At 43.6% G+C, this 19,953-nt stretch carries 22 protein-coding genes; all 22 read left to right on the top strand.

The window, feature by feature from the left end; all coding sequences use genetic code 11:
* The first annotated feature begins 17 nt into the window (after nt 1–17).
* On the top strand, nt 18–2,105 hold the full coding sequence (locus DW152_RS10055) for a polyribonucleotide nucleotidyltransferase (protein ID WP_021859993.1): 2,088 nt from the start codon (nt 18–20) through the stop codon (nt 2,103–2,105).
* A gap of 139 nt (nt 2,106–2,244) precedes the next feature.
* Nucleotides 2,245–3,237 (top strand): stage III sporulation protein AA, encoded by a 993-nt coding sequence (gene spoIIIAA / locus DW152_RS10050; RefSeq protein WP_021859992.1) that lies wholly within the window; start codon nt 2,245–2,247, stop codon nt 3,235–3,237.
* Nucleotides 3,222–3,740, top strand: coding sequence for a stage III sporulation protein AB (locus tag DW152_RS10045; protein WP_021859991.1), 519 nt, complete (start codon nt 3,222–3,224; stop codon nt 3,738–3,740). The genes spoIIIAA and DW152_RS10045 overlap by 16 nt, the downstream gene beginning before the upstream one ends.
* Nucleotides 3,741–3,751: 11 nt before the next feature.
* On the top strand, nt 3,752–3,946 hold the full coding sequence (spoIIIAC, locus tag DW152_RS10040) for a stage III sporulation protein AC (RefSeq protein WP_021859990.1): 195 nt from the start codon (nt 3,752–3,754) through the stop codon (nt 3,944–3,946).
* Nucleotides 3,947–3,961: 15 nt separating this feature from the next.
* The gene (gene spoIIIAD / locus DW152_RS10035) at nt 3,962–4,348 is read left to right on the top strand and encodes a stage III sporulation protein AD (RefSeq protein WP_021859989.1); all 387 of its coding nucleotides are present in this window, start codon (nt 3,962–3,964) and stop codon (nt 4,346–4,348) included.
* Nucleotides 4,345–5,559 (top strand): stage III sporulation protein AE, encoded by a 1,215-nt coding sequence (locus tag DW152_RS10030; protein WP_118288546.1) that lies wholly within the window; start codon nt 4,345–4,347, stop codon nt 5,557–5,559. Before spoIIIAD ends, DW152_RS10030 begins: the two co-directional genes overlap by 4 nt.
* A gap of 8 nt (nt 5,560–5,567) precedes the next feature.
* A complete protein-coding gene (locus DW152_RS10025; protein WP_021859987.1) occupies nt 5,568–5,918 on the top strand; it encodes a stage III sporulation protein AF in 351 nt (116 codons plus the stop codon).
* Nucleotides 5,902–6,495, top strand: coding sequence for a stage III sporulation protein AG (locus DW152_RS10020; protein ID WP_243059909.1), 594 nt, complete (start codon nt 5,902–5,904; stop codon nt 6,493–6,495). The genes DW152_RS10025 and DW152_RS10020 overlap by 17 nt, the downstream gene beginning before the upstream one ends.
* An 18-nt stretch (nt 6,496–6,513) precedes the next feature.
* Nucleotides 6,514–7,137, top strand: a complete 624-nt coding sequence (locus tag DW152_RS10015; protein WP_021859985.1) for a SpoIIIAH-like family protein — start codon at nt 6,514–6,516, stop codon at nt 7,135–7,137.
* Between the two features lie 120 nt (nt 7,138–7,257).
* Complete coding sequence (locus DW152_RS10010; RefSeq protein WP_021859984.1) at nt 7,258–8,862, top strand: peptide chain release factor 3; 1,605 nt, start codon at nt 7,258–7,260, stop codon at nt 8,860–8,862.
* 120 nt (nt 8,863–8,982) lie between these two features.
* The gene (locus DW152_RS10005; protein ID WP_117537292.1) at nt 8,983–9,366 is read left to right on the top strand and encodes an Asp23/Gls24 family envelope stress response protein; all 384 of its coding nucleotides are present in this window, start codon (nt 8,983–8,985) and stop codon (nt 9,364–9,366) included.
* The gene (gene nusB / locus DW152_RS10000; RefSeq protein WP_021859982.1) at nt 9,367–9,768 is read left to right on the top strand and encodes a transcription antitermination factor NusB; all 402 of its coding nucleotides are present in this window, start codon (nt 9,367–9,369) and stop codon (nt 9,766–9,768) included.
* 12 nt (nt 9,769–9,780) lie between these two features.
* Nucleotides 9,781–10,992, top strand: a complete 1,212-nt coding sequence (gene xseA, locus DW152_RS09995) for an exodeoxyribonuclease VII large subunit (protein WP_117537291.1) — start codon at nt 9,781–9,783, stop codon at nt 10,990–10,992.
* Entirely contained in the window at nt 10,985–11,200 is a 216-nt protein-coding gene (xseB, locus tag DW152_RS09990) for an exodeoxyribonuclease VII small subunit (protein ID WP_021859980.1), read from the top strand. Before xseA ends, xseB begins: the two co-directional genes overlap by 8 nt.
* Nucleotides 11,184–12,086, top strand: a complete 903-nt coding sequence (locus tag DW152_RS09985) for a polyprenyl synthetase family protein (protein WP_021859979.1) — start codon at nt 11,184–11,186, stop codon at nt 12,084–12,086. Before xseB ends, DW152_RS09985 begins: the two co-directional genes overlap by 17 nt.
* Before the next feature lie 15 nt (nt 12,087–12,101).
* Nucleotides 12,102–13,970: a 1-deoxy-D-xylulose-5-phosphate synthase gene (gene dxs, locus DW152_RS09980; protein ID WP_021859978.1), complete on the top strand. Its 1,869-nt coding sequence runs from the start codon at nt 12,102–12,104 to the stop codon at nt 13,968–13,970.
* Nucleotides 13,967–14,773 carry a TlyA family RNA methyltransferase gene (locus DW152_RS09975; protein WP_021859977.1) on the top strand — a complete coding sequence of 269 codons (807 nt, stop codon included), beginning with the start codon at nt 13,967–13,969 and terminating at the stop codon, nt 14,771–14,773. The genes dxs and DW152_RS09975 overlap by 4 nt, the downstream gene beginning before the upstream one ends.
* A 14-nt stretch (nt 14,774–14,787) precedes the next feature.
* A complete protein-coding gene (locus tag DW152_RS09970) occupies nt 14,788–15,621 on the top strand; it encodes an NAD(+)/NADH kinase (protein ID WP_118288544.1) in 834 nt (277 codons plus the stop codon).
* A gap of 5 nt (nt 15,622–15,626) precedes the next feature.
* Nucleotides 15,627–16,076: an arginine repressor gene (argR, locus tag DW152_RS09965; protein ID WP_117537290.1), complete on the top strand. Its 450-nt coding sequence runs from the start codon at nt 15,627–15,629 to the stop codon at nt 16,074–16,076.
* Between the two features lie 8 nt (nt 16,077–16,084).
* On the top strand, nt 16,085–17,761 hold the full coding sequence (gene recN, locus DW152_RS09960; RefSeq protein WP_118288543.1) for a DNA repair protein RecN: 1,677 nt from the start codon (nt 16,085–16,087) through the stop codon (nt 17,759–17,761).
* A 149-nt stretch (nt 17,762–17,910) separates the two neighbouring features.
* Nucleotides 17,911–18,969 carry a SpoIVB peptidase gene (gene spoIVB, locus DW152_RS09955; protein ID WP_117537289.1) on the top strand — a complete coding sequence of 353 codons (1,059 nt, stop codon included), beginning with the start codon at nt 17,911–17,913 and terminating at the stop codon, nt 18,967–18,969.
* Between the two features lie 145 nt (nt 18,970–19,114).
* Nucleotides 19,115–19,906 (top strand): sporulation transcription factor Spo0A, encoded by a 792-nt coding sequence (gene spo0A, locus DW152_RS09950; RefSeq protein ID WP_021859972.1) that lies wholly within the window; start codon nt 19,115–19,117, stop codon nt 19,904–19,906.
* The last annotated feature ends 47 nt before the right edge of the window (nt 19,907–19,953 follow it).

Raw genomic sequence — 19,953 nt, 5'->3', positions numbered from 1 at the left:
GATAAAAGGAGAATACTATGTATAAGAAGTATGAGATGGAATTAGCCGGAAGAACACTTCGCGTAGATGTTGGTAGAGTAGCGAAGCAGGCGAACGGTGCGGTTTTAATGCACTATGGTGATACAACTGTACTTTGTACAGCAACTGCTTCTGAGAAGCCAAGAGAAGGAATCGATTTCTTCCCGTTAAGTGTAGAATATAATGAGAGAATGTATTCCGTAGGTAAGATCCCGGGAGGATTTAACAAAAGAGAAGGAAAAGCATCTGAGAATGCGATCCTGACATGCCGTGTTATCGACCGTCCGATGCGACCACTGTTCCCAAAGGATTACCGTAATGATGTTACATTGGAGAACCTGGTACTTTCTGTAGATCAGGATTGTTCACCGGAGTTGACAGCTATGCTTGGAGCAGCAATTGCGACTACAATTTCTGATATCCCGTTTGACGGACCGATCTCTACAACACAGGTTGGACTGGTTGACGGTGAATTTGTATTTAATCCGACAGCAGAACAGAAAGAAATATCTGATATGGCGCTGACGGTTGCATCTACAAGAGAGAAAGTTATCATGATCGAAGCAGGAGCGAATGAAGTTCCGGAAGCACAGATGGTCGAAGCGATTTACGCAGCTCATGAAGTGAACCAGAAAGTAATCGCATTTATCGATACAATCGTTGCAGAATGCGGAAAAGAAAAACACAGCTATGAGAGTTTTGCGATTCCGGAAGAATTATTTGCAGCAATCAAAGAAATCGTACCGCCGGAGACTATGGAGGAAGCTGTATTTACAGATGATAAACAGGTAAGAGAAGAAAATATCCGTCAGATTACAGATAAGTTAGAGGAAGCGTTTGCTGATAATGAAGAATGGCTTGCTGTTCTTGGAGATGCAATTTACCAGTATCAGAAGAAGACTGTCCGCAAGATGATCCTGAAAGATCACAAGCGTCCGGATGGAAGAGCAATCGACCAGATTCGTCCACTTGCTGCAGAAGTAGATCTGATTCCTAGAGTACATGGTTCTGCTATGTTTACACGTGGACAGACACAGATCTGTAATATCTGCACACTGGCTCCACTGTCAGAGGCACAGAGACTTGACGGACTGGATGAAAAAGAGACAACAAAGCGTTATATGCATCACTATAACTTCCCGTCATACTCTGTTGGAGAGACAAGACCATCCAGAGGACCGGGACGTCGTGAGATCGGACATGGAGCACTTGCAGAGCGTGCATTGGTTCCGGTGCTTCCGAGTGAGACAGAGTTCCCGTATGCAATCCGTACCGTATCCGAGACATTTGAGTCTAACGGATCTACATCAATGGCTTCTACATGTGCATCTTGTATGTCACTTATGGCTGCAGGTGTTCCGATTAAAGCTATGGTTGCAGGTATCTCATGCGGACTTGTAACAGGAGATACAGATGATGATTATCTGGTACTTACAGATATACAGGGACTGGAAGACTTCTTTGGTGATATGGACTTTAAGGTAACTGGTACAAAGAAAGGTATCACAGCAATCCAGATGGATATTAAGATCCACGGACTTACAAGACCGATCGTTGAGGAAGCAATCGCACGTACAAGACAGGCTCGTCTGTTCATCATGGATGAGTGTATGTCAAAAGCAATCGCAGAGCCGAGAACAGAGGTTGGTGAATTTGCACCGAAGATTATCCAGATGCAGATCGATCCTCAGAAGATCGGTGATGTTGTTGGACAGAGAGGCAAGACGATCAATGCGATCATCGAGCAGACTGGTGTGAAGATTGATATTACAGATGACGGAGCAGTATCTATCTGCGGAACAGATGCCAAGAGCATGGAAGAAGCACAGAAGCTGATTCACATCATTGTTACAGATTATGAAGCAGGACAGGTTCTGGAAGGACATGTTATCAGTATCAAAGAATTTGGAGCATTTATTGAGTTTGCACCGGGAAAAGAAGGAATGGTTCACATTTCCAAGATTTCCAAAGAGCGTGTAAACCATGTTGAAGATGTGTTGACACTTGGCGATAAAGTCAAAGTTGTATGCCTTGGAAAAGACAAGATGGGAAGATTTTCATTCAGCATGAAAGATGTTGCAGAATAAATTGCTGCGTGATACGTTGTAAAATAAAAGACAGTATGATAAATAAGGACCGTGCCGGGTTATCCGGTACGGTCCTTTGTGGATTTCAGGAATAAATAACTGTCCCGGGCATATATTGGAGATAAGAGGTGGACAAAACATGAAAGAAGAATGTATCTTATCGTTACTACCGGGGAAATTAAGAATCCAGATGCAGAAGATCGTGAAAGATTATGAAAAACTGCAGGAGATCAAAGTACGCATTGAGAAGCCGGTTTTTTATTTTCAGGATGGCAGGGAATATATGCTGAAAGATGAGTGGGGGAGACCTTATATTGCGACAAAAGAAGAAGTGCGGGAATTGCTGGAATATGTGAGCCATTATTCGCTATATGCATACGAAGAAGAGATGAGGCAGGGATTTCTGACTGTGGAGGGAGGGCACAGGATTGGTTTTGCAGGACAGGCGATTTTAGAAGGAGGGCATGTGAAGAATCTAAAATATATTTCGTCCGTAAATATCCGGATAGCCCATGAAGTGATGGGATGTGCCGATTGGATTTTTCCATATATAACACGAAACCGATCGCTTTTTCACACCCTGATCGTGTCACCGCCGGGACAGGGAAAAACAACACTTCTGCGTGATATTGTAAGGCAGATTTCGGAAGGGAATACATACATCAGCGGGAAAACAGTGGGTATTGTAGATGAACGTTCGGAAATCGGAGGATGTTATCAGGGCGTTGCGCAGAATCATGTCGGGATGCGGACAGACATCCTGGACGCCTGCCCGAAGGCAGAAGGAATGATCATGCTCATCCGTTCCATGACACCGGAAGTCGTAGCAGTTGATGAAATCGGCACGGCGCAGGATGTACATGCCATAGAGTATGCAATGCACTGTGGCTGCAAAATGCTTGCGACCGTACATGGAGAATCCATGCAGGAAGTGAAGAGAAAGCCGGTACTTGGCACATTGATCAAACAGAAGCGTTTTGAAAGATATATTGTCTTATCAGGAGAAGGAAAAGTCGGTGAAGTTGGCGGCATCTATGATGACAGGGGGAATACACTGTATTCTTTTGTCGGACAGTCCAACACAGCGGGCTATACCGGCATGGCAGGTGATGAAAAATGTGGAAAGCCATAGGCGCTTTTCTTATCCTTTTCTCGGCTTCCATGGAAGGGACAAGGCATGCACATAAGATTCGTGAGGAATACGAAGAACTGCAAAAGATACGGTATCTTATTTCTTTATTAAAAAGTGAGATCTGCTATGCCAGGTCCAGCCTGGAAGAAGTGTTTGCATCCGTTGCAGAAAAATGTGAAGATCCGTACCGTAACTGGCTTCTTATGATGAGAAATGAAATGCGATGCAAAAAAGAAAAACGATTCGTAAAAATATGGCAGGAATCGGCAGATGTCTGTCTTGTGGGTCTGATGATTTCAAGAAAAGAAAAAGAGAATCTGAAAGAAGTCGGTGCAAGACTTGGAAATCTGGATCTTAAGATGCAGATCCGTTCTCTGGAGCTGTATGAAGAGAAAGTGGAGGAATCGTTAAGGCAGATACAGAAACAGATGTACACGAAGATGAGACTTTATTATCTTATGGGGATCATGGGCGGGATTCTGACAGTCGTGCTTCTGATCTGAAGGAGGAAGAGATGGATGTAAATCTGATATTTAAGATTGCGGCTGTCGGGATTTTAGTATCGGTACTCAGTCAGGTGCTGAAACATAGTGGCAGGGAAGAACAGGCATTTTTAACAAGCTTTGCAGGACTTCTGCTTGTATTGTTCTGGATCGTGCCATACATTTACCAGTTGTTTCAGAATATCCGGCAGTTATTTTACCTGTAGGAAAGAAGGGGGCATATGAGTATCATACAGATTTGCGCAGCTGCTGTTGCAGGTATGCTTCTTGCTGTGCAGTTTAAAGCGCAGAAACCGGAGTATGGAATCTATATCAGCATAGCGCTGAGTCTTCTTATTTTCTTTTCTGTACTCGAGAAAATAGAAACAATCGCGGAAGTAATACGAAAAATCGGTACATATATATCGGTTGATGATATGTATATGGGAACATTGTTCAAAATGCTTGGAATTACTTATGTGGCAGAATTTGCATCGAATATTTGCAAAGATGCGGGATATCAGACGATTGCAAGACAGATTGAGATTTTCGGGAAACTTGCAATCATGGTGCTTAGTTTTCCGGTGCTTCTTGCGATTCTGGACACGATCCGGAAGGTGTTGTCATGAGAAGAAAGGTTAAACAGAAAAAGATGCGCTGTGGGAAAATAGTACCTGGACTTACAATCCTGTTTATACTGCTGACTGGATTTCCGGCAGGTTTTCAGATGGAATATGTGTATGCAGCAGAACCGGCATATGAAACAGGAATATCAGAAGATGCACAGACAGAGACAGAAAAATGGATACAGCAGTTTTCCTTTGATGAGATGCAGAACTACATAGATCAGATGTTTCCGGAAAAGAATTATAATTTAGAAGAGATGCTCCGGAAAATTACAGAAGGGGATTATGAAGAATTTTTAAGCCAGGCAGGAAAAATGTTAAGAGACAAGCTTTTTCAGGCTGTGGAAAGCGGAAGAAAATATCTGATTCCGATTGTATTTCTGGCATTTCTGGCGGCATTGTTTCATAATTTTTCACAGGTGTTTGAAAGCGGCCAGCTCTCAGAAACCGGCTTCTATGTTCTGTATCTTTTGCTGATCGCATTGTGTCTGAAAGTATTTCTTGCGGTAACGGAATGGGTAAGCACCGGTGTAGAAGGACTGACTGCATTTATGGGTGTATTTTGCCCGCTGTATTTTCTTGCTGTAGCGATTGCGAAAGGCAGTGTAACAGCGATCGCATTTTATCAGCTTGTGCTTTTTATTATTTATCTGGTAGAACTTGTAATTGCCAAGATCCTGCTGCCGATGATCCATATTTACATGATATTGAGACTGCTCAATTATCTTTCGAAAGAAGATTATCTGAGCAAATTTGCCGGCTTTCTGGAAATGCTTGTTTCCTGGACGCTCCGGACAATGTTGGCTGCTGTAGTCGGATGGAATCTGGTGCAGGGACTGATCGGTCCGTCCGTCGATGATGTGAAGCAGAGTCTTGTGACAAGAGGAATGGAAGCCATACCGGGTGTGGGGGATCTTCTGGGCGGCGCTGCGGAAGTGACGATTGGTACACTCGTACTGGTCAAAAATGGAATTGGAGTCGTGGGCGCACTGTTTGCGGTACTCTTATGTTTGGTTCCGCTCGTAGAAGTCGGGCTGGTCGTGCTACTTTATAAATTCACGGCGGCTCTTCTGCAGCCGGTTTCCGATGAGCGTGTGATTGGCTGTATTGAAAGTGTGGGAGACGGACTACGGCTTTTTATGCGTGTGCTGTTTACAACAGGGCTTTTATTTCTTCTGACAATTGTTGTGGTCGCAGCTACAACCGGAGAATAGGAGGGGAAATGATCGACAAAATCTATGAATGGGTGAAGAACTTAAGCTTTTATCTGGTTCTTGTAACGGCTCTTTTACAAATGCTTCCGGACAGCGATTACCGGAAATATATCCGTTTTTTTACAGGACTTGTGTTGATTGCACTGCTTCTTACCCCGGTCCTTAAGACGGTGCACGCAGGCGACTTGAAGACAGAGATTTTGCAGGATGCAGACTGGCAGGAGTTTCAGGATAAGCTTCAGAAGACAGAAACAAAAGTCCGGAAGCAGATGACGGAAACAGCAGATGCAGTAGAAAACGGGAAAGCGCAGGATGAGCAGAAAAAAATAGAGGTGAAAGAGATTGAAGTTCAGCCTTAAGATGTTAAAAGAATTGCTGTGGAAAGGGGAAAAACTGAAGAAGGACCAGCTTCTGATCCTGTTTCTTACCGGAGTACTCTTATTAGTTATTACATTGCCTGCCGGTAAGGAAAAAGAAAATAGGAAAACTGTCGGAAGCAGAACCGGGCAGAGCGTGATAACAGACCGTGAAAGTTATACAAAAGAGATGGAACAGGAACTGGAAGAAATGTTGTCGCAGATGGATGGCGCCGGAGAAGTGAAAGTGATGCTGACACTTGCATCAACAGCGGAAAAAGTGATAGAGAAAGATCGTGACACTCAGAGTGAGCAGGTAAAAGAGTCCGATCATCAGGGCGGAGAGCGTACGACAGATAAAGATTCCCTGTCTGAAGAAACGGTATATAAAAAGCAAAACAGTAATGGAGACAGCCCATATGTAACGAAAGAACTGACACCGCAGGTTGAAGGTGTTGTCGTGCTTGCCACAAGGGGTGATAATCCTGAAGTAGCTAAACATATTACGGAAGCGGTGCAGGCATTATTTGGAATAGACACGCATAAGATTAGAATAATGAAAAAGAATCAGAAACCATAAAAGGCAGGAGGAGAGAACGTGAAACGAGTGTTTAAGAAAAATCAGGTGATCATTGCAGCGTTGGCGGTGATGATAGCGGCAGCAGGATATTTGAATTATTCCGGACGCCTGTTCCCGGATAAGGAAAAATCCAGTGAGACAGGAAGTGAAGTGGCAAGTCAGGAACTTCTGGATATTTCACAGGAGGACAGTCAGAGTGCATCCTCGGATATTAAGAGTCAGGACGGGGATAATGAAGCGCAGACGAGTACGCCGGGCGAGGCGGTACTGACAGGAGGAGATGCCACATCCATCGTATCACAGGCAAAGATCACAAGAGAACAGGTGCGGGCTAAAAATAAAGAGTCCCTGCAGGAAATCATAGACAATAAACAACTGACAGGAGAGCAGAAGAAAAAAGCGGTAAATGAAATGGTTGAGCTTACAAAAATTGCAGAAAAAGAGGCAGCTGCGGAGACGATGCTTTCTGCCAAAGGATTTACAGACAGTGTAGTCAGTCTTTCCGAAGAATCCGCAGATGTTGTGGTAAATGCCAAAGAATTAAGTGAAGCAAACCGGGCACAAATTGAAGACATTGTTATAAGGAAGACCGGAATGGCAGCTGAAAATATTGTGATCACACCGGCAGGCAGTAAAAAATAGAATAAAATATATGGAAAATCCCGCAGCAGCGGGATTTTTGTTTGAGCATTTGCAGAGGATATGTTATACTGACTAACAGTGTCTATAAACGGATATACTAATGTAGGAGTGTTGGAATATATGTCAGAGATAACAAATGAAATAACAAATGAGATTAAAAAACGAAGAACGTTTGCAATTATTTCCCATCCCGATGCAGGTAAGACAACTTTAACAGAGAAGTTCCTGCTTTACGGAGGAGCCATTAACCAGGCAGGAAGTGTCAAGGGAAAGGCAACAGCAAAGCATGCAGTATCAGACTGGATGGAGATTGAGAAGGAAAGAGGTATTTCTGTAACTTCATCGGTATTACAGTTTAATTATGATGGATTCTGTATCAACATCCTGGATACACCGGGACATCAGGATTTCTCGGAGGATACCTACCGTACTCTGATGGCGGCAGACTCAGCTGTAATGGTCATTGATGCATCCAAAGGTGTAGAGGCGCAGACAAGAAAACTGTTCAAAGTATGTACGATGCGTCATATCCCGATTTTTACTTTTATCAATAAGATGGACCGCGAAGCGATGGATACATTTGAATTATTAGATGATATCGAGAACGAGCTGGGAATCGCAACCTGTCCGGTAAACTGGCCAATCGGTTCCGGTAAGGAGTTCCGCGGTGTCTATGACAGAAATACAAAGAAAGTCGAGCTGTTCTCAGATACAAGAAAAGGAACAACACAAGGTGAGGTGCGCAAGATCGACATTGACGATCCAGAGATTGCAGATCTTATTACAGCGGATCAGAAGAGCCAGTTAGAAGAAGAGATTGAACTGCAGGACGGTGCAGGAGCCGAGTTCGATCAAGAGCTGGTCAGCAAGGGAGAACTTTCACCGGTATTTTTCGGATCTGCACTTACGAACTTCGGTGTAGAGACATTCCTTCAGCATTTCCTTGCAATGACAACTTCACCGCTTCCGAGAAAATCAGATGCAGGTCTCATTGATCCGATGGAGGAAGAAGATTTCTCAGCATTTGTATTTAAAATTCAGGCAAATATGAACAAGGCGCACCGAGACCGTATCGCATTTATGCGTATCTGTTCCGGTAAATTCGAGGCAGGAATGGATGTGTTCCATATTCAGGGCGGCAAGAAGGTACGTCTGTCGCAGCCACAGCAGATGATGGCTAGCGAGAGACATCTGGTGCAGGAAGCTTATGGCGGAGACATTATCGGTGTGTTTGATCCGGGCATTTTCTCAATCGGTGATACACTGACGACTTCAGCAAAGAGGTATGCATATGAAGGTATCCCGACATTTGCACCGGAGCATTTTGCAAGAGTCCGTCAGGTAGATACGATGAAGAGAAAACAGTTTATCAAGGGGGTCAACCAGATTGCGCAGGAAGGTGCGATTCAGATCTTCCAGGAATACAATACAGGCATGGAAGAGATTATCGTCGGCGTTGTCGGTGTTCTGCAGTTTGACGTATTAAAATATCGTCTGGAGAATGAATATAACGTAGAGATCCGTATGGACAGTCTTCCATATGAATACATTCGCTGGATCGGCAATGAGGAAGTGGATATGGACAAACTTTCCGGAACATCGGATATGAAGAAGATCAAGGATCTCAAAGGAAGACCGCTGCTTCTGTTTGTAAATGAGTGGAGCATCCGTATGACACAGGAAAGAAACGACGGACTGATACTGGAGGAGTTTGGAAGATCTTAATCCGGGAGATTGTGAGAAAAGGAAGTCGGCAGATGGAAGTTTTTTGTGCTGGCTATTTGCAAAAGAATAGAAATTTGTTATAATGATAAGAACGAATAAACCAGACAGGAGGTTTCTGAAATGGGAAAAGAAGAAAGAAATGCTTATACAATAAAAAATGACGCCAACATCGGAGAAGTGAAGATTGCAGATGAAGTTGTTGCAATCATCGCAGGACTGGCTGCGATGGAAGTAGAGGGTGTTGCTTCTATGGCAGGCAATGCAACAAGAGAACTGATCAGTAAGCTTGGAATGAAGTCTCTTTCCAAAGGTGTGAAAGTAGATGTTCTGGACGGTATTGTTACAGTATCCCTGACACTCAATTTATTATACGGATATGGAGTCAAAGACATTTCTGTAAAAGTACAGGAGAAGGTCAAATCTTCCATCGAGAACATGACAGGACTGGAAGTTGCAGATGTGAATATTCGCGTTGCAGGCGTGAAAGTACCGGAGGAAGACTAAGTGAGAAGATCAGAATTAAGAGAACACATTTTCCGGATGGTTTTCGGACTGGATTTTAATGAAGGCGAAGAGATTCCGGAGCAGATCCAGCTTTATTTTGAACAGCTGGATGATGTAAAAGAAAGAGACATGGAGTACATCCGTGAGAAAGCAGAACATATTGCCGAGAAGAGAGAAGAGATTGATGCGCTGCTCAATACACATACGAAAGGCTGGAAGACAAGTCGTATGAACAAAGTAGACTTAAGCATCCTGCGTGTCGCAGTCTATGAGATGAAATGGGACGATGAGGTTCCGGTTGGTGTTGCGATCGATCAGGCAGTAGAACTTGCTAAAAAATACAGCAGTGACGAAGGTCCGTCTTTCGTAAATGGCGTGCTTGCAAAACTGGCAAAGGCGTAGAAGAGGTGTAGCATGACACAGAACGTATATACGGTCAGACAGGTAAATGCATACATTAAGAATATGTTTACGCAGGATTATATGCTGAACCGTATCTATGTAAAAGGCGAAGTATCCAACTGTAAATACCACACATCGGGACATATATATTTTTCGTTAAAGGACGAGTCCGGAACGATTGCCTGCGTTATGTTTGCCGGGCAGCGAGGCGGGCTCGCTTTTCATATGAGAGAAGGACAGCAGGTTGTTGTATTTGGCGGAATCAGTGTTTATGAAAGAAGTGGTTCTTACCAGCTTTATGCAAGAGAGATTCGTCTGGATGGCGAAGGAGTACTCTATGAACGTTTTCAGGCACTGAAACAGGAGCTTGGTGAGATGGGGATGTTCGCCCCTGAATATAAGAAAACGATTCCGTCTTTTGTGAAAACTGTTGGAATTGTGACAGCACCGACCGGCGCTGCGATCCGGGATATTATGAATATTTCTTCGCGGCGGAATCCATTTGTACAGCTGATCCTGTATCCGGCGCTTGTGCAGGGCGAAGGTGCAGTGCAGAGTATTGTTACAGGAATACAGACACTGGATGCATATGGCGTAGATGTAATGATTGTTGGACGTGGAGGCGGATCGATCGAAGATCTGTGGGCGTTTAACGAAGAAGCAGTTGCAAGAGCGATTTTTGAATGTGAGACACCTGTGATTTCCGCAGTCGGACATGAGACAGACACGACAATCGCTGATTATGTGGCGGATCTTCGGGCACCGACACCGTCTGCGGCTGCAGAACTTGCAGTTTATGACTATCGCTTGACAGAACGGACGATGATTGAATATCGTGAGAAAGCTACAAGACTTCTGGAACAGCAGATTCGTATGCAGCGTCTGCGTCTGCGGGAATATCAGACGAAGCTTATGTATCTCCATCCGGAAAATCAGGTGCGTGATTACAGACAACGCATAGTAGATTACGAAGAGAAACTGCGTCTTCTTATGGAGAACAGTCTGCAGAAGAATAAGATGCGCTTTACGGTTGATCTGGAGAAAATGAAGAAGCTGTCTCCGCTTGAAAAGCTGAATCAAGGATTTTCTTACGTAGAAACAGCAGACAGAAAAGCAGTGAAAAGAATCGGACAGGTAGACGTGGGAGATGAGCTTACAATCTATGTCACGGATGGTACGATCAAAGTATGTGCAGAAGAGACGAAGGAGGAGAGACATGGCTGAGAAAGAACAGACTCTGGAAAAGTTATTTACACAACTGGAAGATGTGATCCGGGAGATGGAGCAGGGTGAGGTCTCTTTGGAAGAAGCTTTTGCACTGTATCATAAAGGCGTGGATACACTTAAGATGTGTAATGAAAAGATAGATAAAGTAGAGAAAAAGATACTGGTGCTGGATAATGAAGGAGAAACGCATGAGTTTGAACAATAATTTTGCACAGTTACAACAGGAAAAGGTAATAGAGATAGAACAATTACTGCGGAAATATCTGCCGGTGCAGAGCGGTTATCAGAAGATTATCACGGAGGCTATGGAATATAGTCTGATGGCAGGTGGCAAGAGGCTTCGTCCGATGATGATGCAGGAAGTATTCCGGCTTTTTGGAGGAACAATGAAAGCGATCGAACCGTTTATGGCAGCAATTGAGATGATTCACACGTATTCCCTTGTGCATGACGATCTGCCGGCGATGGATAATGACGATTACAGAAGAGGTAGAAAGACTACCCATGTTGTGTATGGCGAAGATATAGGAATCCTTGCGGGAGATGCACTTTTAAATTATGCATTTGAGACTGCGTTTCACGCATTTGAGCTTTGTCCTCAGGACAGCCTTAAGATTGGAAAAGCACTTCAGGTGTTGGGGGAAAAAGCCGGCATTCATGGAATGATCGGAGGACAGGTCATTGATGTAAAAGAGACCGGAAAACAGATCGACAGGGAAGTATTGGATACGATCTATGAACTGAAGACGTCTGCACTGATCGAAGCATCTATGATGGTTGGAGCGATCCTTGCAGGTGCTACAGATGAGGAGCTTGAAAAAGTTGAGCAGATGGCATCGAATATCGGTATCGCATTCCAGGTGCAGGATGACATTTTGGATGTGACAAGTACGGAAGAAGTGCTTGGAAAGCCAATCCACAGTGATGAGAAGAATGAGAAGACTACATATGTAACTCTGTATGGTATAGAGAAAGCATCAGCAGTTGTAGAAGAAAGATCAAAAGAAGCAATTGCTCTTTTACATGAACTTCCGGGAGAGAATGATTATCTGGAAGAGTTGATCATCAAACTAATCCATAGAGTGAAATAAGAGAGGACGTTCGTGATGTTGGAACGAATTCAGAAAGCAAATGATATAAAGAATTTAAAAAAAGAGGAACTCCCGATACTGGCAGAGGAGATTCGTGAATTTCTTGTAGAGACGGTCAGCAAGACAGGTGGACATCTCGCATCGAATCTTGGCGTTATAGAGCTTACAATGGCAATGCACCTTGTATTCCAAATGCCGGAAGATAAGATTATCTGGGATGTCGGACACCAGTCTTATACCCATAAGATTCTGACCGGAAGAAAAGATGGTTTTGAAAACCTGCGTAAATACGGCGGCATGAGTGGGTTCCCGAAGCGTAAGGAGAGCGATTGTGATGCATTTGATACCGGACACAGCTCTACGTCCATATCAGCAGGCCTTGGCTATGTAAGAGCGAGAGACCTGAAAGGAGAAGACTATAGTGTGATTTCCGTGATCGGTGACGGTTCGATGACGGGTGGAATGGCGTTTGAGGCGCTTAATAATGCGTCCCAGTTGAACAGTAATTTTATTATTGTGCTGAATGACAATCATATGTCGATCTCTGAAAATGTCGGAGGAATGTCCAGATATCTGGCAAAGATCCGGACAGCAGATTTTTATACCGGGTTGAAGAAAGGCGTGACAACGACGCTTGAGAAGATCCCGAAGGTCGGGGATTCTCTGATCGAGCAGATCCGCCGGACGAAGAGCAGTATCAAACAGCTGATCGTTCCGGGTATGTTTTTTGAAGATATGGGAATTACATATCTCGGACCGGTAAAAGGACATGATCTTCCTACGCTTTGCCGTGTATTTTCCGAAGCACGGAGAATAGAAGGACCGGTTCTTGTCCATGTTCTGACGAAGAAAGGCAAAGGTTATACGCCGGCAGAAGAGCATCCAGGCAAATTCCACGGCATTAGCCCGTTTGACATTGCGACAGGTGAGGTATCAGAGAAGAAGAAAAAGGATACCTATACCGATGTGTTTGGAAAAGTTATGTGTGCAGAAGCAAAAGAGAATCCGGACATTACAGCAATTACAGCTGCAATGGAAGATGGAACCGGGTTGTCCCGTTTCCACAGTATGTTCCCTGATCGCTTTTTTGATGTAGGAATTGCAGAAGAGCATGCTGTGACATTTGCGGCAGGACTTGCAGCGGGAGGCATGCGCCCGGTTGTGGCGGTTTATTCTTCTTTTCTGCAGAGAGCATATGACCAGATTATCCATGACGTGGGACTTCAGAAGCTCCCTGTTGTATTTGCCGTTGACCGAGCAGGACTGGTCGGAAGTGACGGAGAGACACATCAGGGAATTTTTGATCTGTCATTTTTAAGCAGTATTCCGAATATGACAGTGATGTCACCTAAACATAAATGGGAACTGGCAGACATGCTTCGCTTTGCACTGAAATCTGACGGTCCGGTTGCAATCCGTTATCCAAGAGGTGCAGCGTACGATCAGTATGTTGAATATCGTGCACCGATCGAATATGGCAAAAGCGAGATGATCTGCGAGGAGAGTGGGATCGCACTCATCAGTATGGGACATATGTTTGAAGAAGCGGTAAAAGTACGAAAGAATCTCAAAGATGCAGGGTATTCCTGCACGCTCGTAAACGGACGTTTTGTAAAGCCGATAGATGAAGAATGTATTGCAAGGCTTGCAAAAAATCACAAACTGATCGTTGTACTGGAAGAAAATGTTATAACTGGCGGCTATGGAATGCAGGTGCTGGAATGTGCAGCGAGAAAACAGCTTTCCTGCCACGTTCTGCCGATTGCACTTCCGGATAATTATGTAGAACACGGAAGTGTGGAAGTGCTTCGCAAAGAGACTGGTATTGATGCACAGTCAGTGACAGAGAAAATCATGGAAACATATAAGGAGTTACAGATATGAAAGAACGTTTGGATGTCTTGCTTGTAAAGCGTAATCTGGCGGCGTCCAGAGAAAAAGCCAAGGCGATCATCATGTCCGGTAATGTCTATGTGGATGACCAGAAAGAAGACAAACCGGGAACATTATTTAAAGAAGAAAGCAAGATTGAAGTGCGCGGACATACACTGCCATACGTCAGCCGCGGCGGATTGAAACTCGAAAAAGCACTGAAGAATTTTGACGTTAGTGTAAAAGGAAAGACATGCACGGATGTCGGATCTTCAACAGGTGGATTTACAGACTGTATGCTACAGAATGGTGCAGTCAAAGTATTTGCGATTGATGTCGGACGTGGTCAGCTTGACTGGAAATTAAGACAGGATGACCGTGTTGTCTGCATGGAAAAGACAAATATCCGTTACGTGACACCGGAAGATATTGGGGAACCGGTACAGTTTTCGTCCATTGATGTGTCATTTATTTCGCTTACGAAAGTGCTTCTTCCGATCTACAATTACCTGACGGAAGACGGGGAGATTGTTGCGCTTATCAAACCACAGTTCGAGGCAGGAAGAGAGAAAGTCGGAAAAAAAGGTGTCGTAAGAGAACGAAGTACCCATGTAGAAGTCATTGAGATGGTTACGGCATATGCAGTTTCCATCGGTTTTGATGTACTGGAACTAGAATTTTCACCGATCCGCGGACCGGAGGGAAATATTGAGTACCTTGTACACTTGAAAAAAAGTAAAGGACAGGCAGAGATTTCAGAAAATTTCGATATAGAAGCAATAACAAAGCGTGCATTTGAATCCCTGACCAAATAATACAGGTAACAGATATGGAACATATATTCATTGTCACGAATGATGGAAAAGACAAAGATCATTCTGTGACAAGACACATAAAAAAAATAATCGAAGATTACGGCAAAACCTGTTCGGTTTGTCGTAAAGATGAAGAAAAGAAAATAATTGAAGAGAGTATTCCGGAGGGCATTGACTGTGTGATCGTAATTGGAGGCGATGGCAGTTTTATCGAAGCTGCAAGGATTCTGCATGACAGGGATGTTCCGATGCTTGGGGTAAATATGGGAACACTCGGTTATCTGACAGAAGTAGAGCTTACAGATCTGGACGAATCCATTGAGAAGCTATTGAGAGGAGAATATACGCTGGAATCCAGAATGATGCTGGAAGCAGTATACGGAGCGTCTGTGAAGGACGTTGCACTGAATGATATTGTTGTATCAAGAAACGGTGGAATTCGCATCATTCATTTCCGTATATGGGTAAATGGAGAATTGCTGAACTGCTATGAAGCGGACGGAATCATTATCTCGACACCGACCGGCTCTACCGCATACAATCTCTCTGCGGGCGGACCGATCGTAGAACCGACAGCATCGCTGCTTGTAGTCACACCGATCTGTTCGCATGCACTGAATACGAGCAGTGTGATTTTATCCGGTGAAGATGAGATTGAGATTGAGATCGGAGAAGGCAGAAACGGTACAGAAGAGGAAGTGCTGGTATCTTTTGACGGAGCCCAGATGCTTATGATGCATACAGGAGAGCGGATTACCATCCGCAGATCCGCTACCAGAACAGAGATCTTAAGACTGAATAAAGTCAGTTTTCTGGAAACATTGCGTAGAAAAATGAAAGGAAATTAATGGTCATGAAAGTAAACAGACATGCGAAAATTATTGAACTGATTAGTAAATTTCAGATCGAGACGCAGGAAGAACTTGCAGATCATCTGAATAAGGAAGGATTCAAAGTTACGCAGGCAACGGTATCACGGGATATCCGTGATCTGAAGTTGACAAAAGTTCCGTCTGAAAATGGAAAGCAGTGTTATGCAATCCATCAGGGGACGGAAAATGGCATGAGTGAAAAATATATCCGTATTTTAAGAGACGGATATGTATCTATGGACATGGCACAGAATATTCTTGTGATCAAAACAGTTGCAGGAATGGCAATGGCAGTATGTGCTGCGCTGGATGCAATGAAATGGACAGAGATTGTCGGAAGTATTGCGGGGGATGATACGATCATGTGTGCAGTCAGAAGTGTGGAAGATACTGTGAAAGTGATGGATAAGATTCGAAAAATTGTCTTGTAGGAGGCTGCATGTTACAACGTTTATATGTGAAAAATCTTGCATTGATCGATGAGATCGAAGTAGAGTTAAAAGACGGACTGAATATTCTGACCGGTGAGACAGGAGCAGGTAAATCTATTATTTTAGGATCTGTCAATCTGGCGCTTGGAGCCAGATACAGCAAAGATATGCTCCGCAAAGGAGCAGAATATGGATTTGTTGAATTGAATTTTCAGATTGAAAATGCAAAGCAACTGCACAGGCTGAAAGAACTGGATGTCTACCCGGAAGATGGAATGGTAGTTCTCTCCAGACGTCTGATGGAAGGCAGAAGTGTAAGCCGGATCAATGGAGAGACTGTGACGATGACACTTTTAAAAGAAGTGGCATCGGTGCTGATAGACATTCACGGACAGCACGAGCATCAATCACTTCTCTACAAGAAGAATCATCTGGCAATTGTGGATGCATTTGCCAAGGATGAAATCAGTGAACTGAAAAAAAAGATAACTGAAAACTACCGGGAGTACCGGAGCTGGATGAAAGAACTGGAAGAGGCAGATCAGGATGAGGCGTCCAGAGCCAAAGAGCTTTCTTTCCTGCAGTTTGAAACGGAAGAGATCGAAAAGGCAGAGCTTCGTGAAGGGGAAGATGTAGAGCTGGAGACGGCTTATCGTTTTATAGTCAACAGTAAGAAGCTCGCAGACGGGGCGGCAGAGGCCTATGCATTTACCAGCCAGGAAGAAGGAAATGCAAGCGAAAGCTTAAGTCGGGCAATCCGTGCACTTGGAGAAATCCGCGATTACGATGATACCGTGCAGGGACTTTTTGACCAGTTGTCGGAGATTGACAGTCTGTTAAATGATTTCAACAGAGATTTGTCTGAATACAGGGATTCCTGTGAATGTTCTGAAGAGGAACTTTATGAGACGGAACAGAGACTCAACGAGATCAATCATCTCAAATTAAAATATGGCAGTCAGATTTCGGATATTCTGTCATATTATGATGAGCAGCAGGAGAAAATAAAGAAGTTGGAAGACTATGAAAATTACATTCGCAGTTTGAATGAAAACTGTCAGAAAGCAAAAGAAAAGATGGAAAAGACAGCTGGAAAATTGTCTGAAATCCGCAGAAAACAGGCAAAAACGCTGGAGAAATCTATTAGGAAGAGCCTAAAAGAGCTGAACTTCGCAGATGTAAAATTTGAGATTCAGTTTCGTACTCTTGATGCGTGTACTCCGGCAGGAATGGATGAAGTGGAATTCATGATTTCAATGAATCCGGGACAGCCGGTAAGACCACTTACGAATGTTGCATCTGGTGGCGAATTGTCGCGCATTATGCTGGCGATCAAAACCGTGCTGGCGGACAAAGATGACACAGAGACATTGATCTTTGATGAGATTGATGTGGGAATCAGCGGGCGCACTGCACAGAAAGTTTCCGAGAAAATGGCACTGATCGGAAGGAATCATCAGGTCATTTGTATTACACATCTTGCGCAGATAGCAGCGATGGCAGATCACCATTTCATGATTGAGAAGACAGTCGGCAATCTGGATACGACAACCGGGATCCATGAGCTTACTGAAGAAGAGTCGGTGGAAGAACTGGCAAGAATCTTAGGTGGGGCAAAAATTACAGATGCAGTCAGAGAAAATGCGAAAGAAATGAAGACACTTGCAAGACAGATGAAAGCATAGAATTGAAAAAGAAACATATACTAAGATGGATATTACATTTGTGATATCCATCTTTATTTATGTTATGAATTATGGCGATAAGTGCTGATATACGAATCGGACAGGAGTCAGCCTGCTCGATTTATTATAAATGGGAAAGGGCGAAAACTATGCGGAAATACTGGTGGCGTAAAATGTGGATCATAATACTTGTTTTTGTATTGTCAGTAGGTGGCAGCTATTCTTATATTCGATTAAGACAGAAAGATTTTGAAAAGGAGGTAAATGCCAGTCCGATGGACAAGAAGCTGGTGATACCTGGCGGGATGCCAATCGGTATTTATCTGGAGACAAAAGGTGTTATGGTGCTTGGAACAGATGCAATTGAGCGTGAGGACGGTGTGAAAGAGAATCCCTCCAGTCATCTTGTAAAGGCAGGAGATTATATCCAGAAAGTCAATAATGCAACAGTAAAGACTAAAAATGAACTGATCGAAGAGATGAAAAAACTGAAAGAAGAGGAAGTTGTCCTTACAATCCGGCGGAACCGTGAAAATATCCGGATTAAAACAAAAGCAGTCAGGGATGTAAAAAAAGAATACAAGCTCGGAATCTGGGTGAGAGATAATGCACAGGGACTTGGGACAATCACGTACCTGGATGCGGACAGCCATTTCGGAGCGCTCGGTCATGGTATTCATGATGTAGATACGAATAAGCTTTTAAGTATTTCAGAAGGCAGGGTGTATGCGACGAGTATTCGCGATATCCAGAAAGGAAAATACGGAACACCCGGCGGCATGGAAGGAATCATTGTTTACAATAACTACAATATCCTTGGAAAAATCAGTGAGAATACGGAAAATGGAATTTTTGGAAAAGTCGAACGGATTGATACGCTTTTTACGGAACAGAAGCCGGTAGAAACGGCAAAAAAAGAAGAGATCCGAAAAGGAAAAGCAAAGATCCGCTGTGCTGTAGAAGGAAAAGTCAAAGAGTATGAGGTGCGTATTCTGGAGATCAATACAAAAGCGAAAGAAGCAAATAAAGGAATACTTCTGGAAGTGACAGATCCGGAACTTCTGAAAGTGACAGGTGGCATTGTCCAGGGAATGAGTGGAAGTCCATTACTGCAAAATGGAAAAATTGTGGGTGCGGTGACACATGTACTGGTTAATAATCCGACAAAAGGTTACGCAATTTTCATAGAAAATATGCTCTCCCGGTAGAACATGGAAAATGAATGGAAAATGCAGTCGTAAACCGTCAGATTTTTACGACATTAAATTCTTGATTTACATTTTGGCACTCTTTATAATGACAATTAACAAAAAGAAAGAACCTGTGACAAACGGAAAGGGGGCATTTCGAGCAATGAATGAGATAAACGTAGCAATTGCTGATGATAATGAGAGAATTTTGGATTTACTTGGCGATATGATTGATGCGGATAAGGAATTGAAGCTGGTCGGAAAAGCCAACAATGGAGAAGATGCCTATGAAATGATCAGGCAGAAACAGCCGGATGTAGTATTACTGGATCTGATCCTTCCGAAGATGGATGGACTAAGTGTTATGGATCAGGTAAACAATGATCAGGAATTAAGAAAGCATCCGGATTTTATTGTGATCACGGCAATCGGACAGGAACGGATCACGGAAGATGCTTTCAAGAAAGGGGCAAGTTATTATATTCTGAAACCGTTCCACAACGATACGGTGATAAAAAGGATAAAAAATGCCGGAGAGAATATGACAAAAAATATAAAGCCGGTTGCGAAAGAAGGCGGTGTGCTTCCGGCACAGCCGCAGATGCAGCTTGAAAACCGGGTAACAGATATGATCCATGAAATCGGAATCCCGGCGCATATCAAAGGGTATCATTACCTTAGGGATGCGATCATCATGGCAGTGGAAGATATGGATGTGCTAAATGCAATCACAAAAGTGCTGTATCCGACAGTTGCCAAGATGCATCAGACAACAGCAAGCCGCGTAGAGCGTGCAATCAGACATGCGATCGAGGTCGCATGGAGCAGAGGAAAACTGGATACACTGGATCATCTGTTTGGATATACGGTGAGTACTGGAAAGGGGAAACCGACAAATTCAGAGTTCATAGCACTGATCGCAGATACGATTCGATTGGAATATAAGAACAGATAACACTTTTCTTCTTGACAAAAATACGATATAATGATTGTATATCGTGG

The organism is Dorea sp. AM13-35, from assembly GCF_003473885.1.
GTDB classification, from domain to species: domain Bacteria; phylum Bacillota; class Clostridia; order Lachnospirales; family Lachnospiraceae; genus Dorea_D; species Dorea_D hominis.
The sequence above is the reverse complement of the archived record's forward strand: the minus strand, read 5'-3'. Positions and strand labels throughout refer to the sequence as shown.

Bases quoted from the DNA above. Each gene is read 5' to 3' on its own strand.
- DW152_RS10055 (WP_021859993.1), top strand. From the start codon at position 18: ATGTATAAGAAGTATGAGATGGAATTAGCCGGAAGAACACTTCGCGTA.
- spoIIIAA (WP_021859992.1), top strand. From the start codon at position 2,245: ATGAAAGAAGAATGTATCTTATCGTTACTACCGGGGAAATTAAGAATC.
- DW152_RS10045 (WP_021859991.1), top strand. From the start codon at position 3,222: ATGTGGAAAGCCATAGGCGCTTTTCTTATCCTTTTCTCGGCTTCCATG.
- spoIIIAC (WP_021859990.1), top strand. From the start codon at position 3,752: ATGGATGTAAATCTGATATTTAAGATTGCGGCTGTCGGGATTTTAGTA.
- spoIIIAD (WP_021859989.1), top strand. From the start codon at position 3,962: ATGAGTATCATACAGATTTGCGCAGCTGCTGTTGCAGGTATGCTTCTT.
- DW152_RS10030 (WP_118288546.1), top strand. From the start codon at position 4,345: ATGAGAAGAAAGGTTAAACAGAAAAAGATGCGCTGTGGGAAAATAGTA.
- DW152_RS10025 (WP_021859987.1), top strand. From the start codon at position 5,568: ATGATCGACAAAATCTATGAATGGGTGAAGAACTTAAGCTTTTATCTG.
- DW152_RS10010 (WP_021859984.1), top strand. From the start codon at position 7,258: ATGTCAGAGATAACAAATGAAATAACAAATGAGATTAAAAAACGAAGA.
- DW152_RS10005 (WP_117537292.1), top strand. From the start codon at position 8,983: ATGGGAAAAGAAGAAAGAAATGCTTATACAATAAAAAATGACGCCAAC.
- xseA (WP_117537291.1), top strand. From the start codon at position 9,781: ATGACACAGAACGTATATACGGTCAGACAGGTAAATGCATACATTAAG.
- xseB (WP_021859980.1), top strand. From the start codon at position 10,985: ATGGCTGAGAAAGAACAGACTCTGGAAAAGTTATTTACACAACTGGAA.
- DW152_RS09985 (WP_021859979.1), top strand. From the start codon at position 11,184: ATGAGTTTGAACAATAATTTTGCACAGTTACAACAGGAAAAGGTAATA.
- dxs (WP_021859978.1), top strand. From the start codon at position 12,102: ATGTTGGAACGAATTCAGAAAGCAAATGATATAAAGAATTTAAAAAAA.
- DW152_RS09975 (WP_021859977.1), top strand. From the start codon at position 13,967: ATGAAAGAACGTTTGGATGTCTTGCTTGTAAAGCGTAATCTGGCGGCG.
- DW152_RS09970 (WP_118288544.1), top strand. From the start codon at position 14,788: ATGGAACATATATTCATTGTCACGAATGATGGAAAAGACAAAGATCAT.
- argR (WP_117537290.1), top strand. From the start codon at position 15,627: ATGAAAGTAAACAGACATGCGAAAATTATTGAACTGATTAGTAAATTT.
- recN (WP_118288543.1), top strand. From the start codon at position 16,085: ATGTTACAACGTTTATATGTGAAAAATCTTGCATTGATCGATGAGATC.
- spoIVB (WP_117537289.1), top strand. From the start codon at position 17,911: ATGCGGAAATACTGGTGGCGTAAAATGTGGATCATAATACTTGTTTTT.
- spo0A (WP_021859972.1), top strand. From the start codon at position 19,115: ATGAATGAGATAAACGTAGCAATTGCTGATGATAATGAGAGAATTTTG.